12 protein-coding genes, 4 tRNA genes and 2 rRNA genes (1 of these 18 only partly in view) are annotated in these 16,952 nt (G+C 57.3%); all 18 read right to left on the bottom strand.

The window, feature by feature from the left end:
- Nucleotides 1-152: 152 nt before the first annotated feature.
- A complete protein-coding gene (rpoC, locus tag ACZ889_RS06260; RefSeq protein WP_003255493.1) occupies nt 153-4,352 on the bottom strand; it encodes a DNA-directed RNA polymerase subunit beta' in 4,200 nt (1,399 codons plus the stop codon).
- A 64-nt stretch (nt 4,353-4,416) separates the two neighbouring features.
- Nucleotides 4,417-8,490, bottom strand: a complete 4,074-nt coding sequence (gene rpoB / locus ACZ889_RS06255) for a DNA-directed RNA polymerase subunit beta (protein ID WP_003255495.1) — start codon at nt 8,488-8,490, stop codon at nt 4,417-4,419.
- 220 nt (nt 8,491-8,710) lie between these two features.
- Nucleotides 8,711-9,076: a 50S ribosomal protein L7/L12 gene (rplL, locus tag ACZ889_RS06250; protein WP_003255496.1), complete on the bottom strand. Its 366-nt coding sequence runs from the start codon at nt 9,074-9,076 to the stop codon at nt 8,711-8,713.
- Nucleotides 9,077-9,152: 76 nt separating this feature from the next.
- A complete protein-coding gene (gene rplJ / locus ACZ889_RS06245; protein WP_003255497.1) occupies nt 9,153-9,653 on the bottom strand; it encodes a 50S ribosomal protein L10 in 501 nt (166 codons plus the stop codon).
- Nucleotides 9,654-9,850: 197 nt separating this feature from the next.
- Nucleotides 9,851-10,546 (bottom strand): 50S ribosomal protein L1, encoded by a 696-nt coding sequence (gene rplA / locus ACZ889_RS06240; protein WP_003255499.1) that lies wholly within the window; start codon nt 10,544-10,546, stop codon nt 9,851-9,853.
- Complete coding sequence (gene rplK, locus ACZ889_RS06235) at nt 10,546-10,977, bottom strand: 50S ribosomal protein L11 (RefSeq protein ID WP_003255500.1); 432 nt, start codon at nt 10,975-10,977, stop codon at nt 10,546-10,548. Before rplK ends, rplA begins: the two co-directional genes overlap by 1 nt.
- A 119-nt stretch (nt 10,978-11,096) precedes the next feature.
- The gene (nusG, locus tag ACZ889_RS06230; protein ID WP_003255501.1) at nt 11,097-11,630 is read right to left on the bottom strand and encodes a transcription termination/antitermination protein NusG; all 534 of its coding nucleotides are present in this window, start codon (nt 11,628-11,630) and stop codon (nt 11,097-11,099) included.
- A gap of 9 nt (nt 11,631-11,639) precedes the next feature.
- Nucleotides 11,640-12,008, bottom strand: a complete 369-nt coding sequence (gene secE / locus ACZ889_RS06225) for a preprotein translocase subunit SecE (protein ID WP_003255502.1) — start codon at nt 12,006-12,008, stop codon at nt 11,640-11,642.
- Nucleotides 12,009-12,052: 44 nt separating this feature from the next.
- Nucleotides 12,053-12,128 (bottom strand) — tRNA-Trp (locus ACZ889_RS06220).
- Nucleotides 12,129-12,182: 54 nt separating this feature from the next.
- Nucleotides 12,183-13,376, bottom strand: a complete 1,194-nt coding sequence (gene tuf / locus ACZ889_RS06215; RefSeq protein WP_003255489.1) for an elongation factor Tu — start codon at nt 13,374-13,376, stop codon at nt 12,183-12,185.
- 78 nt (nt 13,377-13,454) lie between these two features.
- Nucleotides 13,455-13,530 (bottom strand) — tRNA-Thr (locus tag ACZ889_RS06210).
- A gap of 29 nt (nt 13,531-13,559) precedes the next feature.
- Nucleotides 13,560-13,633 (bottom strand) — tRNA-Gly (locus tag ACZ889_RS06205).
- Between the two features lie 24 nt (nt 13,634-13,657).
- Nucleotides 13,658-13,741: transfer RNA gene (locus ACZ889_RS06200), tRNA-Tyr, on the bottom strand.
- Between the two features lie 152 nt (nt 13,742-13,893).
- Nucleotides 13,894-14,319: a hypothetical protein gene (locus tag ACZ889_RS06195; RefSeq protein WP_003255504.1), complete on the bottom strand. Its 426-nt coding sequence runs from the start codon at nt 14,317-14,319 to the stop codon at nt 13,894-13,896.
- 7 nt (nt 14,320-14,326) lie between these two features.
- Nucleotides 14,327-15,076 (bottom strand): pantothenate kinase, encoded by a 750-nt coding sequence (locus tag ACZ889_RS06190; protein ID WP_004575793.1) that lies wholly within the window; start codon nt 15,074-15,076, stop codon nt 14,327-14,329.
- The gene (birA, locus tag ACZ889_RS06185) at nt 15,066-16,025 is read right to left on the bottom strand and encodes a bifunctional biotin--[acetyl-CoA-carboxylase] ligase/biotin operon repressor BirA (RefSeq protein WP_003255506.1); all 960 of its coding nucleotides are present in this window, start codon (nt 16,023-16,025) and stop codon (nt 15,066-15,068) included. The genes ACZ889_RS06190 and birA overlap by 11 nt, the downstream gene beginning before the upstream one ends.
- Nucleotides 16,026-16,208: 183 nt before the next feature.
- Nucleotides 16,209-16,324: ribosomal RNA gene (gene rrf / locus ACZ889_RS06180) — 5S ribosomal RNA — on the bottom strand.
- Between the two features lie 131 nt (nt 16,325-16,455).
- A 23S ribosomal RNA gene (locus tag ACZ889_RS06175) occupies nt 16,456-16,952 on the bottom strand; it runs 2,396 nt beyond the window's last position.

Raw genomic sequence — 16,952 nt, 5'->3', positions numbered from 1 at the left:
CGAGACGGAGCCTCACCAAATTTAAGGGTACAAAAGTCTAAAGAGGATCTTGCACCCAGTCAAGACGAGGCCCCGGCCCTCCCCGCCCGATCATCGGCAACATTTCATGTCGCCGATGCTCGCCCGAGGCTTGCCGGGGCCTTGCCCTGTACTTAGTTACCGCTGGAATTCAGCGCTTCGGTCAGTGCAGCTTCCACTTCACTGGCGCTTACACGCAGCGGTTTGTCGGCATCACGGCGACGCTTACGCTCGCTGTGGTAGGCCAGACCAGTACCAGCCGGGATCAGACGACCCACGACCACGTTCTCTTTCAGGCCGCGCAGGTAGTCGCGCTTGCCGGTTACAGCCGCTTCGGTCAGTACGCGGGTGGTTTCCTGGAAGGAAGCCGCGGAGATGAACGACTCGGTGGACAGCGAGGCCTTGGTGATACCCAGCAGCACACGGGTGAACTTGGAGATGAACTTGTCCTCGCCAGCGAGACGCTCGTTCTCTACCAGCACCTGAGTCAGTTCCATCTGGTCGCCCTTGATGAAGCTGGAATCGCCCGACTCGGAGATCTCGACCTTGCGCAGCATCTGACGCAGGATGGTCTCGATGTGCTTGTCGTTGATCTTCACGCCTTGCAGACGGTAAACATCCTGGATCTCGTTGACGATGTACTTCGCCAGCGCGCTCACACCCAGCAGACGCAGGATGTCATGCGGATCGCTCGGGCCGTCGGAGATAACTTCGCCGCGGTTTACCTGTTCACCTTCGAAGACGTTCAGGTGGCGCCACTTCGGAATCAGCTCTTCGTACGGATCGCTACCGTCGGTCGGAGTGATTACCAGGCGACGCTTGCCCTTGGTCTCTTTACCGAATGCGATGGTGCCGCTGACTTCAGCCAGAATCGAGGCTTCTTTCGGACGACGCGCTTCGAACAGGTCGGCAACACGCGGCAGACCACCGGTAATGTCACGGGTCTTCGACGTTTCTTGCGGGATACGCGCGATAACGTCACCAACACCGATCTGCGCACCGTCAGCCACACCGACAAGGGCGTTGGCTGGCAGGAAGTACTGGGCAGGTACGTCGGTACCTGGCAGGTACAGGTCCTTGCCTGAGGCATCGACCATCTTGATTGCTGGACGGATTTCCTTGCCTGCGGCAGGGCGATCCTTGACGTCCAGTACTTCAATGTTGGTCAAGCCAGTCAGTTCATCGGTCTGACGCTTGATGGTGATGTTTTCTTCCATGCCCACGAAGGTCACGGTACCTTTCAGCTCGGTAACGATCGGGTGAGTGTGCGGGTCCCACTTGGCAACGATGGCGCCAGCTTCGACCTTTTCACCTTCCTTGACCGAAATCACCGCACCGTAAGGCAGCTTGTAGCGCTCACGCTCACGACCGAACTCGTCGGCAATCGCCAACTCACCCGAACGCGATACGGCAACCAGGTTACCGTCGGCACGCTCAACCTGCTTCAGGTTGTGCAGACGCACCATACCGCCATTCTTCACCTGGACGCTGTCGGCAGCCGAAGTACGGCTTGCGGCACCACCGATGTGGAACGTACGCATGGTCAGCTGGGTACCCGGCTCACCGATCGACTGGGCAGCGATAACGCCGACAGCTTCACCGATGTTCACCTGATGACCGCGAGCCAGGTCACGACCGTAGCACTTGGCGCAGATGCCGTAGCGGGTTTCGCAGTTGATCGGCGAACGCACGATCACTTCGTCGATGCTGTTCAGCTCGATGAACTCAACCCACTGCTCGTCGACCAAGGTACCGGCCGGAACGATAACGTCCTCGGTGCCTGGCTTGAACACGTCACGGGCGATGACACGACCCAATACACGCTCACCCAGCGGCTCTACAACGTCGCCGCCTTCGATGTGTGGCGTCATCACCAGGCCCTGATCGGTGCCGCAGTCGATCTCGGTCACAACCAGATCCTGGGCAACGTCCACCAGACGACGAGTCAGGTAACCGGAGTTAGCGGTTTTCAGTGCGGTATCCGCCAGACCCTTACGAGCACCGTGAGTCGAGATGAAGTACTGAAGTACGCTCAGACCTTCACGGAAGTTCGCAGTGATCGGCGTCTCGATGATGGAGCCGTCCGGCTTGGCCATCAGACCACGCATACCGGCCAGCTGACGGATCTGGGCTGCGGAACCCCGCGCACCCGAGTCAGCCATCATGTACATCGAGTTGAAGGACTCTTGCTCGACTTCCTTGCCTTCGCGGTCGATGACCTTCTCTTTCGAGAGGTTGGCCATCATCGCCTTGGACACTTCGTCGTTCGCCTTCGACCACAAGTCGATGACCTTGTTGTACTTCTCGCCCTGGGTTACCAGACCGGAGGCGTACTGGCTCTCGATTTCCTTCACTTCGTCGGTAGCGTTACCGATGATGCGGGCTTTCTCGTCTGGGATAACGAAGTCGTTAACACCGATGGAAACGCCAGAAATGGTCGAGTAAGCGAAACCGGTATACATCAGCTGGTCGGCGAAGATAACGGTCTCTTTCAGACCAACCACGCGATAGCACTGGTTGATCAGCTTGGAGATCGCCTTTTTCTTCATCGGCTGGTTGACCACGTCGTACGGCAGACCTGCTGGCACAACCTGGAACAGCAGCGCACGGCCGACGGTGGTGTCGACGATGCGGGTGTTCTTGACCACCGAGCCATCACGCTCTTTCACGGTTTCGTTGATACGAACCTTGATTTTCGCGTGCAGGGCGGCTTCGCCGGCGCGGAATACGCGGTCGACTTCCTGCAGGTCGGCGAACACGCGACCCTCGCCCTTGGCATTGATCGCTTCACGGGTCATGTAATACAGACCCAGTACAACGTCCTGCGACGGAACGATGATTGGCTCACCGTTGGCTGGCGACAGGATGTTGTTGGTCGACATCATCAGCGCACGCGCTTCGAGCTGGGCTTCCAGGGTCAGCGGCACGTGAACGGCCATCTGGTCGCCGTCGAAGTCGGCGTTGTACGCAGCACAGACCAGCGGGTGCAGCTGGATAGCCTTACCTTCGATCAGTACGGGTTCAAACGCCTGGATACCCAGACGGTGAAGAGTCGGTGCACGGTTGAGCAGTACGGGGTGTTCGCGAATCACTTCGGCGAGAACGTCCCACACCTCTGGCAGCTCGCGCTCGACCATCTTCTTGGCAGCCTTGATGGTGGTCGCCAGACCACGCATTTCCAGCTTGCCGAAAATGAACGGCTTGAACAGCTCGAGGGCCATCTTCTTCGGCAGACCGCACTGGTGCAGACGCAGGGTCGGACCTACGGTAATTACCGAACGGCCCGAGTAGTCAACACGCTTACCGAGCAAGTTCTGACGGAAGCGACCTTGCTTACCTTTGATCATGTCGGCCAGGGACTTCAGCGGACGCTTGTTCGAGCCAGTGATGGCGCGACCACGACGGCCGTTGTCCAGCAGGGCGTCGACCGCTTCCTGCAGCATGCGCTTTTCGTTGCGCACGATGATGTCCGGCGCCGACAGATCCAGCAGGCGCTTCAGACGGTTGTTACGGTTGATCACCCGACGATACAGGTCGTTCAGGTCGGAGGTCGCAAAACGGCCACCATCCAGCGGAACCAGCGGACGCAGGTCCGGCGGCAGCACTGGCAGGACGGTCAGGACCATCCACTCAGGCAGGTTGCCCGAGCCCTGGAAAGCTTCCATCAGCTTCAGACGCTTGGAAAGCTTCTTGATCTTGGTTTCCGAGTTGGTCTGCGGAATTTCTTCGCGCAGGCGGCCGATCTCGTGCTCCAGGTCGATAGCGTGCAGCAGCTCGCGGACAGCCTCGGCACCCATGCGGGCGTCAAAGTCGTCACCGAACTCTTCCAGCGCTTCGAAGTACTGCTCGTCGTTCAGCAGCTGGCCCTTTTCCAGGGTAGTCATGCCCGGGTCGATAACGACATAGCTCTCGAAGTAGAGCACGCGCTCGATATCACGCAGGGTCATGTCCATCAGCAGGCCGATACGGGACGGCAGCGACTTCAGGAACCAGATGTGGGCAACCGGCGAGGCCAGCTCGATGTGCGCCATGCGCTCACGACGAACCTTCGCCAGGGCAACTTCAACGCCGCACTTCTCGCAGATTACGCCGCGGTGCTTGAGGCGCTTGTACTTGCCGCACAGGCACTCGTAGTCCTTGACTGGGCCAAAGATCTTGGCGCAGAACAGGCCGTCACGCTCAGGCTTGAACGTACGGTAGTTGATGGTTTCCGGCTTCTTAACTTCACCGAACGACCACGAACGGATCATTTCAGGCGACGCCAGACCGATGCGGATGGCGTCGAACTCTTCGACTTGACCCTGGTTTTTCAGCAAATTCAGTAGGTCTTTCAAGGCCTTTCCTCCTGGCGGAGCAGGGAGCGGGCATTACCTGCCCCACTCCCCTTCGCGTCACGTGTTATTCGGTTTCCAGATCGATATCGATACCGAGCGAACGGATCTCTTTGATCAACACGTTGAAGGACTCGGGCATGCCCGGCTCCATACGGTGATCGCCATCCACGATGTTCTTGTACATCTTGGTACGGCCGTTCACGTCGTCCGACTTCACTGTGAGCATTTCTTGCAGGGTGTATGCCGCGCCGTATGCTTCCAGCGCCCACACTTCCATCTCCCCGAAACGCTGACCACCGAACTGCGCCTTACCACCCAGCGGCTGCTGGGTAACCAGGCTGTAGGAACCAGTGGAACGCGCGTGCATCTTGTCGTCCACCAAGTGGTTCAGCTTGAGCATGTACATGTAACCAACGGTCACAGGACGCTCGAACTTGTTGCCGGTACGGCCGTCGAACAGCACCATCTGGCCGCTCTCTGGCAGGTCGGCCAGCTTCAGCATGGCCTTGATCTCGCGCTCCTTGGCACCATCGAAGACCGGGGTAGCCATCGGCACGCCTTTCTTCAGGTTGTTAGCCAGGGCCAGGATCTCTTCGTCGGTGAACTCGTCGAGGTTTTCCTGACGACCGCCGATCTCGTTGTAGACCTCGGTCAGGAACACGCGCAGCTCAGCAGCTTTACGCTGCTCTTCGAGCATGCGGTCGATCTTCTCGCCCAGACCCTTGGCCGCGAGGCCCAGGTGGGTTTCAAGGATCTGACCAACGTTCATACGCGAAGGTACACCCAGCGGGTTCAGTACGACGTCAACCGGAGTACCGTTGGCATCGTGCGGCATGTCTTCAACCGGCATGATGACCGAGACAACACCCTTGTTACCGTGACGACCGGCCATCTTGTCACCCGGCTGGATGCGACGGCGGATTGCCAGGTAAACCTTGACGATCTTCAGTACGCCCGGTGCCAGGTCATCGCCCTGCTGCAGCTTGCGCTTCTTGTCTTCGAACTTGTCGTCCAGCAGACGGCGACGGTCGACGATGTACTGCTGAGCCTTTTCCAGCTGCTCGTTCAGTGCATCTTCAGCCATGCGCAGTTTGAACCACTGGCCGTGCTCCAGACCGTCCAGCACCTCGTCAGTGATCACGGTGCCTTTCTTCAGGCCCGCACCACCATCAACCACCTGGCCGTTCAGGGCAGAACGCAGACGCTCGAAGGTTGCACCTTCAACAATGCGGAACTCTTCGTTGAGGTCCTTGCGGATCTCGTCGAGCTGCATCTTCTCGATGGCCAGCGCGCGGCTATCGCGCTCCACGCCATCACGGGTGAAGACCTGTACATCGATGACAGTACCCTTGGTGCCGGTTGGCACACGCAGGGAGGTGTCCTTAACGTCGCTGGCCTTCTCACCGAAGATTGCGCGCAGCAGTTTTTCTTCCGGAGTCAGCTGGGTTTCGCCTTTTGGCGTGACCTTGCCAACCAGGATGTCGCCAGCGCCAACTTCAGCACCTACGTAAACGATACCGGCTTCGTCCAGCTTGTTCAGTGCGGCTTCACCCACGTTCGGGATGTCCGCAGTGATTTCCTCTGGGCCGAGCTTGGTGTCACGCGCCACACAGGTCAGTTCCTGAATGTGGATGGTGGTGAAGCGATCTTCCTGAACCACACGCTCGGACAGGCAGATGGAGTCTTCGAAGTTGAAGCCGTTCCACGCCATGAACGCGATGCGCATGTTCTGACCCAGAGCCAGCTCACCCATGTCGGTGGACGGGCCGTCGGCCATGATGTCACCACGCTGAACCTTGTCACCTTTGCTCACCAGCGGACGCTGGTTGATGCAGGTGTTCTGGTTCGAACGGGTGTACTTGGTCAGGTTGTAGATATCCACACCTGCTTCGCCGGTTTCCACTTCGTCGTCGGCAACGCGAACAACGATACGGCTAGCGTCGACCGAGTCGATCACACCACCGCGGCGAGCAACCACACAGACACCGGAGTCACGGGCAACGTTGCGCTCCATGCCGGTACCTACCAGCGGCTTGTCGGCACGCAGGGTTGGTACAGCCTGACGCTGCATGTTCGAACCCATCAACGCACGGTTGGCGTCGTCGTGCTCGAGGAACGGAATCAGCGACGCTGCAACGGAAACAACCTGCTTCGGCGAAACGTCCATCAGGGTGACGTCTTCCGGCGCCTTGACGGTGAATTCGTTCAGGTGACGAACTGCTACCAGCTCATCGATCAGTTGCTTCTTGTCGTTCATCGCGGCCGAAGCCTGTGCGATGACGTGATCCGCCTCTTCGATTGCCGACAGGAACACGATGTCGTCACTGACAACGCCTTCCTTAACCACGCGGTACGGGCTTTCCAGGAAGCCGTACTGGTTGGTGCGGGCGTAGGCCGCCAAGGAGTTGATCAGACCGATGTTCGGACCTTCAGGGGTCTCGATCGGGCACACACGGCCATAGTGGGTCGGGTGTACGTCACGGACTTCGAAGCCGGCACGCTCACGGGTCAGACCGCCAGGGCCGAGTGCAGAGACGCGGCGCTTGTGGGTAATCTCCGAGAGAGGGTTGTTCTGGTCCATGAACTGGGACAGCTGGCTGGAGCCAAAGAACTCTTTCACCGCCGCCGCTACCGGCTTGGCGTTGATCAGGTCTTGCGGCATCAGGCCTTCGCTTTCCGCCATCGACAGGCGTTCCTTGACCGCGCGCTCGACACGCACCAGGCCAACACGGAACTGGTTCTCGGCCATCTCGCCGACGCAACGTACGCGGCGGTTACCCAGGTGGTCGATGTCGTCGACGATACCTTTGCCGTTACGGATATCGACCAAGGTCTTCAGAACCTCGACGATGTCTTCCTTGCTCAGCACGCCCGAACCCTCGATCTCGGTACGACCGATACGACGGTTGAACTTCATGCGGCCTACGGCGGACAGATCGTAACGCTCGGCACTGAAGAACAGGTTGTTGAACAGGGTCTCGGCTGCATCCTTGGTTGGCGGCTCGCCTGGACGCATCATGCGGTAGATCTCGACCAGAGCTTCCAGCTGGTTGCTGGTGGTATCGATCTTCAGAGTGTCAGAGATGAACGGACCGCAATCGATGTCGTTGGTGTACAGGGTCTCGATACGGACAACCTGCGCCTTGGCGACCTTGATCAGCAGCTCGGTGGTCATCTCGGTGTTGCATTCGGCGAGGATTTCGCCGGTAGCCGGATGCACGATAGCCTTGGCGGTAGTGCGACCCAGGACGTATTCCATTGGAACGTCCAGTTGCTTGACGCCGGCCTTCTCGAGCTGGTTGATGTGGCGCGCGGTAATACGGCGGCCTTGCTCGACGATGACTTTGCCGGTTTCGTCATGGATGTCCATGACCGCAACTTCACCACGCAGACGCTGTGGCACCAGTTCCAGGCTGAGTTTTTCGCCGGAAATGTGGAACACGTTGGTGGTGTAGAAGGTATTCAGCACTTCTTCAGTGCTGTAACCCAGGGCGCGCAGCAGCACCGAGGCCGGCAGTTTGCGGCGACGGTCGATACGCACGAACACGCAGTCCTTCGGGTCGAACTCGAAGTCCAGCCAGGAACCGCGGTAAGGGATGATGCGAGCGGAGTACAGCAGCTTGCCCGAGCTGTGGGTCTTGCCACGGTCGTGGTCGAAGAACACACCAGGCGAACGGTGCAGCTGGGAAACGATCACACGCTCGGTACCGTTGATAACGAAGGTACCGTTCTCAGTCATCAGGGGGATTTCACCCATGTAGACTTCTTGCTCTTTGATGTCCTTGATCGCTTTGTTCGACGATTCCTTGTCGAAGATGATCAGGCGCACCTTGACCCGCAGTGGGACCGCGAAGGTCACGCCACGCAGGACACATTCCTTCACATCGAAGGCGGGTTCGCCCAGGCGATAGCCTACGTACTCCAGGGCAGCATTGCCGGAGTAGCTGATGATCGGGAATACCGATTTGAAGGCCGCGTGCAGGCCGACGTCGCGGAAGTGATCCTTGGATGCTCCCGCTTGCAGGAATTCGCGATACGAATCCAGCTGGATGGCCAGGAGGTAAGGCACATCCATGACGTCCGGCAACTTGCTAAAGTCCTTGCGGATACGTTTTTTCTCAGTGTATGAGTAAGCCATCAGCGTTCCCCAGCTTGGTCACCTGCTTGTTTGGCTTCTCCCGGCGGGAGCAGCCAGAAAATCGTGCAAACCCCTTGGTTTGCGCCACCCACATGGGTGTCTTGCAGCTCGTTATCGGGACCGGCCTGACCGGCCACCAATAACGGAAAAAGGCCGGTGGCATAAGCCACCAGCCATCAGCCTTTCGCTCAACGCTCAGGCTGGCATCGCAAGGTCGAGATTACTTCAGCTCGACTTTAGCGCCTGCTTCTTCCAGCTTCTTCTTAGCGTCTTCAGCGGCTTCTTTCGAAACGCCTTCAGCTACAACCTGAGGAGCGCCATCGACTTTCTCTTTGGCTTCTTTCAGGCCCAGACCGGTCAGTTCGCGAACGGCTTTGATCACGTTCACTTTCTTGTCGCCGGCTTCAACCAGAACAACGTTGAACTCGGTCTGCTCTTCAACAACGGCAGCAGCAGCAGCTGGGCCAGCAGCGGCAACAGCAGCGGTAACGCCGAAGGTTTCTTCCATTGCTTTGATCAGCTCAACAACTTCCAGAACGGTTTTCTGGCCGATTGCTTCGATGATTTGTTCGTTAGTCAGAGACATGACTCAATCCTGTATTGGGGTGACAGCCTACGCAGCCATCAAATTAAACGTATGATTTTGAAAGAGTTCGCACGCCTTAGGCGGCGGTAGCTTCTTTCTGGTCGCGAATGGCTGCCAGAGTACGAGCCAGCTTGCTGGTGGCGCCTTGAATAACGCTCATCAGTCGTGCAATAGCTTCGTCGCGGGTCGGCAGGGTAGCCAACACGTCGATCTGGTTCGCTGCAATGAAATTGCCGTCAAACGCAGCTGCCTTGATCTCGAACTTGTCCTGACCCTTGGCGAACTCTTTGAACAGACGAGCAGCAGCGCCCGGGTGTTCGTTGGAGAAAGCAATCAGGGTCGGGCCTTTGAACGCGTCGTTGAGGATCGAGAATTCGGTGCCTTCAACAGCGCGCTTGAGCAGGGTATTACGCACTACACGTACGTATACGCCAGCTTCGCGGGCCTCTTTACGGAGTCCGGTCATTGCGCTTACAGTCACACCACGGGCATCAGCCACGACAGCGGACAGAGCGACTTTGGCAGCCTCGTTGACTTCAGCGACGATGGCCTTCTTGTCTTCGAGTTTAATTGCCACGGGTTTACTCCTGGTTTTTACCGTTTCATCTGGCCGAGGCCGGATGTCGTTTTGGTGTCTGATTCGGTAACGAATCGGGAGCACCATCTGCGTGGGCTGATATTTTAAGGCTTGCGCCGCCTACGGTCTTGGATAGCCCCCGCCAGGCAGGGACCCCAATTTTTGCTGGCGGCGCGACTGGTCGCGCCGCCATGTTCTTACACGTTCAGCGAGCTCTGATCGATGACCAGACCTGGGCCCATGGTGGTGCTCAGGGTAACGCGCTTAACGTAGATACCTTTCGAGGAAGCTGGCTTGATACGCTTCAGGTCAGCGATCAGGGCTTCAACGTTTTCCTTCAGCTTGTCAGCTTCAAAGCCGATCTTGCCAACGGAGGTGTGGATGATACCGTTTTTGTCGGTACGGTAGCGAACCTGACCAGCCTTGGCGTTTTTCACGGCGGTGGCTACGTCTGGGGTCACGGTACCAACTTTCGGGTTAGGCATCAGGCCGCGAGGACCCAGAACCTGACCCAGCTGACCTACAACGCGCATGGCATCAGGCGATGCGATAACGACGTCATAGTTCAGGTCGCCGCCTTTCATTTCGGCAGCCAGATCGTCCATACCTACGCGATCAGCGCCGGCAGCCAGAGCAGCTTCAGCAGCTGGACCCTGGGTGAAGACAGCAACGCGAACGGTCTTGCCAGTGCCGTGTGGCAGCACGGTAGCGCTACGTACGACCTGGTCGGATTTACGCGGGTCAACACCGAGGTTAACAGCGATGTCGTAGGACTCGACGAACTTGGCAGCAGGCAGCGAGGCCAGCAGAGTTGCCGCTTCTTCGAAGTTGTAGGCCTTGCCTGCTTCGATTTTCTCGGCGATTGCCTTTTGGCGTTTGGTCAGCTTAGCCATTACACACCCTCCACGTTCAGGCCCATGCTGCGGGCAGAGCCAGCGATGGTGCGTACAGCAGCGTCCAGGTCAGCGGCAGTCAGGTCAGCCTGTTTGGCTTTCGCGATGTCTTCCAGCTGAGCACGGGTAACGGTACCGACTTTAACGGTGTTCGGGCGAGCCGAACCACTGGTCAGGCCAGCAGCTTTCTTCAGCAGAACCGAGGCAGGGGTGCTCTTGGTCTCGAAGGTGAAGCTACGGTCGCTGTAGACAGTGATGATCACTGGAGTCGGCAGGCCGGCTTCTTGACCCTGGGTACGGGCGTTGAAGGCCTTGCAGAATTCCATGATGTTCACACCATGTTGACCCAGAGCTGGACCAACGGGTGGGCTTGGGTTGGCCTGGCCGGCCTTAACTTGCAGCTTGATGTAAGCCTGAATCTTCTTAGCCATGAGCTACTCCAAAATCGGGTACGAACGCCTGATGGCTCCCCGGATGACTTGCGTTTTATCCCAGTGACGACAAAACCCCGCAGCACACAGGGCTGCGGGGTATGGGATGCTTCGTCCGCCTAGACCTTTTCGACCTGGCTGAACTCGAGCTCCACCGGAGTAGAGCGACCGAAAATGAGCACCGCAACCTGCAGGCGACTCTTTTCGTAGTTAACTTCTTCGACACTACCATTGAAGTCAGCGAACGGACCATCAATGACTCGAACCACTTCACCTGGCTCGAACAGCGTCTTGGGCTTCGGCTTATCGCTACCGTCGGCAACGCGACGCAGGATGGCCTCAGCTTCTTTATCGGTAATCGGCGCAGGCTTGTCAGCAGTACCGCCGATAAAGCCCATCACGCGAGGGGTGTCCTTGACCAAGTGCCAAGTCCCTTCATTCATCTCCATCTGGACCAGTACATAGCCAGGGAAGAATTTACGCTCACTCTTGCGCTTCTGGCCATTGCGCATTTCGACGACTTCTTCGGTCGGGACCAAGATCTCGCCGAAACCGTCTTCCATGCCAGCCAGCTTGACGCGCTCGATGAGGGAGCGCATTACATGCTTCTCGTAACCCGAGTAAGCATGCACAACATACCAACGCTTAGCCACGGGACACCTTTAGCCAACGATCAAGGAGACCGCCCAGCCGAGCAGGGAGTCGAGCCCCCACAGCAGCAGTGCCATAACCAGCACGACAGCCACGACAATCAGCGTGGTCTGGGTGGTTTCCTGGCGGGTCGGCCACACGACTTTACGAATCTCGGTACGAGCTTCCTTCGCCAACGCAAAGAACGACTTGCCCTTCGCAGTCTGCAGAGCCACAAAGCCCGCGACAGCAGCAAGGACGAGAAGCACAAGAACGCGATACAGGATTGGAGAGGCGGAGTAATATTGATTACCCACGACACCAACAACCACCAAAGCCACTACAGCCAGCCACTTGAACAGATCAAAACGCGATTCTTGGGCTTCAGTTTTGGGGGTCATCGAGGAGGATCCTGTAAGAAGAAAGCCATCACACCGAGGTGAAATGGCAGGTCAGGAGGGAATCGAACCCCCAACCTACGGTTTTGGAGACCGTCGCTCTGCCAATTGAGCTACTGACCTGTAACGCTGTATCAGGCCGGCCATTATACCGGCCTGATCAAGTAAATCAACTACTTATTCAATAATTTTTGCTACGACACCGGCGCCGACGGTACGACCGCCTTCACGGATAGCGAAGCGCAGACCGTCTTCCATTGCGATGGTCTTGATCAGGGTAACAGTCATCTGAATGTTGTCACCTGGCATTACCATTTCAACGCCTTCCGGCAGCTCGCAGTTACCGGTCACGTCAGTGGTACGGAAGTAGAACTGTGGACGGTAGCCTTTGAAGAACGGAGTGTGACGGCCGCCTTCTTCCTTCGACAGGACGTAGACTTCTGCGGTGAACTTGGTGTGCGGCTTGACCGAACCTGGCTTGACCAGAACCTGACCACGCTCAACGTCGTCACGCTTGGTGCCACGCAGCAGAACGCCGCAGTTCTCGCCAGCACGACCTTCGTCCAGCAGCTTGCGGAACATCTCAACACCGGTGCAGGTGGTGGTGGTGGTGTCACGCAGACCAACGATTTCCAGCGGATCCTGAACGCGGACGATACCACGCTCGATACGACCGGTAACAACGGTACCACGACCCGAGATCGAGAATACGTCTTCGATCGGCATCAGGAACGGCTGGTCGATGGCACGAACTGGCTCAGGAATGTAGCTGTCCAGAGTTTCTACCAGCTTCTTAACAGCGGTAGTGCCCATTTCGTTGTCGTCTTTGCCTTCCAGCGCCATACGAGCCGAACCGATGATGATCGGGGTGTCGTCGCCTGGGAAGTCATAGGTGGACAGCAGGTCGCGAACTTCCATCTCGACCAGTTCCAGCAGTTCAGCGTCGTCTACCAGGTCAGCCTTGTTCAGGAAGACCACGATGTACGGAACGCCTACCTGACGGGACAGCAGGATGTGCTCACGGGTTTGTGGCATCGGACCATCGGCGGCCGAGCAAACCAGGATCGCGCCGTCCATCTGGGCAGCACCGGTGATCATGTTCTTCACGTAGTCAGCGTGACCTGGGCAGTCAACGTGAGCGTAGTGACGAATGGTCGAGTTGTACTCAACGTGAGCGGTGTTGATGGTGATACCGCGCGCTTTTTCTTCCGGAGCCGAGTCGATCTTGTCGAACTCAACGATTGCCGAACCGAAAACTTCGGAGCAAACGCGAGTCAGAGCTGCGGTCAGAGTGGTCTTACCGTGGTCAACGTGGCCGATAGTGCCGACGTTAACGTGGGGAAGGGAACGATCAAACTTTTCCTTAGCCATCGATACAATCCTCCGCAGAAGAAATAGTCTTGCGCTGATAAAACAAAGGCAGATATTTTCATATCTGCCTTGTTTATATGGAGCTCTTGAGCGGACTTGAACCGCTGACCTCACCCTTACCAAGGGTGTGCTCTACCAACTGAGCTACAAGAGCGAAACACTTTGTGCAAAATCCAGCAAACTTGGAGCGGGTAGCGGGAATCGAACCCGCATCATCAGCTTGGAAGGCTGAGGTTCTACCACTAAACTATACCCGCGGAGCTTGCGGCTCTCGCTAAAACTGGTGGAGGGAGAAGGATTCGAACCTTCGAAGCTCTCGCAACGGATTTACAGTCCGTCCCCTTTGACCGCTCGGGAATCCCTCCAGATGTGGCCGGCATTCTATTTGTCTGCCGCCCTAGTGTCAAGCGTTTTTTCAAATTTTTTCAATCAAATCTGAAACTTAGCTGCTTTGACACCGCTTCCAGCTCTACCACCTGAGTGGTGTTCCCTGTGAAGCGGGCGCCATTCTATCAAGCTATTCGCCAGTTGCAATACCCTGGCAGAAAATAATTTTATGTTTTAAGTCTTTGAAATCATTGGAAAGAGCCAAGAGCACCGTTTGGTCCAACAAACGCTCGCTTTCTGGAGCAACCTTGAGCCAGCGACCATCCGCCCCAGGCAGCTGTCCTGCAACCGGCGAGGTGGCAATATCCAGACTCAGCAGGCGTTGACGCAGCGCATCCAACTGCTCCTGCCCCTTCACGCCTCCGACTACCAGGCATTCATCACGACGCTTGGGCGGTGCCGACACACCTGTCTCACGCAACAGACGGATTTCTTGCTGATTCCCCTTGTACAGCGACAATGGGGCGACTTCCTTGACCTTCAGCGGGGCTTCCTGCTGATGCCATACGTAGTAAAAGACGTTGAGCACCAGTAACAGCAGAAACAACCAGCGCATAGGCACCTCAATCCAATGGGCAGGCCATTGCCAGGCCAACGAAAACCAGGTCAGGCACGACCCGCGCCTGTGGCAGGGCCGCCCTCACCAGCGGCGCATCACCGCCAGTGAGGAACACGGTGAACTCCTCACCCCATAGCACACGAGCCTGCTCAAGCTGGGTGTAGGCAAAGCCCTGGAGCATCAATACGCAACCGCGCTCCACCGCTTCGACAGTCGAGCGACCTGGTGACAAGCTGTTCAATGCGCGCTCCGCAGAGGCATCGTCATAGCGGATACGACGGGTGTGAGTGCGCAACTGGCTACGCATCAATGGCATACCCGGGCAGATGTAGCCCCCCAGATGCTCGCCATCTGCAGACACGAAGTCCGCTTTGGCCGCGGTACCCAGGTCAATCACCAGGCACGCGCCCTTGGCCAGGTGAAATGCCCCCAGCGCCGCCAGCCAACGATCCATACCCAGACGCTGATAGTCGTCATAGCCATTGCGCACACCTGCCATTTCACGGACAGGGTGGGCAACTCTTGCCTGCACGGCAAATGCCTGAGCAATCAACGCGCAAAGCGCATCGGTTTCTTCTTCGCTGCGCACACTGACAATACGGCATCCCGTGAGGCGTACTGAAGCGAGCGCAGCCACTTCGGCCACCAGCGCCTGGTCGGAATCGACGATCCCGCCACCTTCAATCACAGCATCGGCGACATGGATCACCCGCCACTTGATGAAGCTGTTACCGCAATCGAGCTCAAGAATCATCACGCAACCTCAAACTGAGCTCACCACCACTGAAGCTCTTTTCCATCCCGTCCACCTCAAGGCGCAAACCACCCTGCCCGTCGACGCCAAGAACCACGCCATCAATACGTGTACTACCAGCAACAAGCGATACATTGCGCCCCTGCCACAAGTGTGCCTGCTCCCACTCCTCCTGGAATGCAGCAAAGCCGTAGCGGCGATGGCGCGCCAATTCGTGCTGTAGCTGCTGACTGAGCAGCGCTACCAAGTGATTGCGATCTATGGCTGCTCCAACCTCACGCCGCATAGAGGTCCACTGCTGATCGACCTGTTCGTTTACCTGCATGTTTACATTGACACCAATGCCTAGCACTACATGACAGACATCTGCAGGATCGCCCACCAACTCCAGGAGAATCCCGGTGATCTTCTGCCCACGCACCAGCACATCGTTAGGCCATTTGAGCCCGACATCCTTTACACCGAACGCCTGCAAGGTGCGCATTACCGCCAACCCCACTACCAAGCTCAACCCCTCGAGCTGACGCATGCCTCCATCGACGCGCAGCACCAGGCTGTAATAGAGATTTTCAGCAAATGGACTGACCCACTGCCGGCCGCGCCGACCGCGTCCGGCGCTCTGGCGCTCAGCCAGAACCAGGAATGGAGCCGCCTGCCCTTCACTGGCAAGGCGCAAGCCTTCGGCATTGGTCGAATCGATGGTTTCGTGGATGAATACCGGCCACTGTTCGCCCACGGCGAACTCGGCGATTGCCTGGGCCTCAAGCAAAGCCAGTGGCGCGGCCAACTGGTAACCGCGCCCACGAACCTTGTGAATGGTGAGGTTCAGCTCACTTTCCAGATGCTGCAGCTGCTTCCAAACTGCGCTGCGACTCACCCCTAGGGCTGCCCCCAGAGCTTCTCCGGAATGGAACCGACCGTCCTTGAGGAGATTCAACAACTTCAGCATGCCAGTCTCGACTTGGAATAAGGGAGGCATGATAGCCATGGGCTGTTGGCTTGCATAGGAAAAGGGCCTGCAGGAGAGGCCTTGTATCGCAATCACAGAGAGAAGCAGTGGCAGGCCAGGCTTTTTTGCCCAAAAAGACAAAACCCCTACCTGCATGCGCAGATAGGGGTTTTGCGAAATGAATCTTGACGATGACCTACTCTCACATGGGGAAACCCCACACTACCATCGGCGATGCATCGTTTCACTACTGAGTTCGGGATGGGATCAGGTGGTTCCAATGCTCTATGGTCGTCAAGAAATTCTGTTGCCAGAATGTCCAGATGGACAGCCCAGCGAATCCGGATATGCGATATTTGTGGTCTTACGAATTTTCGGGTCTTTCGTCTTCACCACCGCAATCTGCGTCAGCAAATTGCTTGGGTGTTATATGGTCAAGCCTCACGGGCAATTAGTATTGGTTAGCTCAACGCCTCACAGCGCTTACACACCCAACCTATCAACGTCGTAGTCTTCGACGGCCCTTTAGGGGATTCAAGATCCCAGTGAGATCTCATCTTGAGGCAAGTTTCCCGCTTAGATGCTTTCAGCGGTTATCTCTTCCGAACATAGCTACCCGGCAATGCCACTGGCGTGACAACCGGAACACCAGAGGTTCGTCCACTCCGGTCCTCTCGTACTAGGAGCAGCCCCTCTCAAATCTCAAACGTCCACGGCAGATAGGGACCGAACTGTCTCACGACGTTCTAAACCCAGCTCGCGTACCACTTTAAATGGCGAACAGCCATACCCTTGGGACCGGCTTCAGCCCCAGGATGTGATGAGCCGACATCGAGGTGCCAAACACCGCCGTCGATATGAACTCTTGGGCGGTATCAGCCTGTTATCCCCGGAGTACCTTTTATCCGTTGAGCGATGGCCCTTCCA

It is taken from the genome of Pseudomonas sp. TE3895 (genome assembly GCF_056278855.1).
Note: the sequence above shows the minus strand (reverse complement) of the source record. Positions and strands in the feature narration are given on the sequence as shown.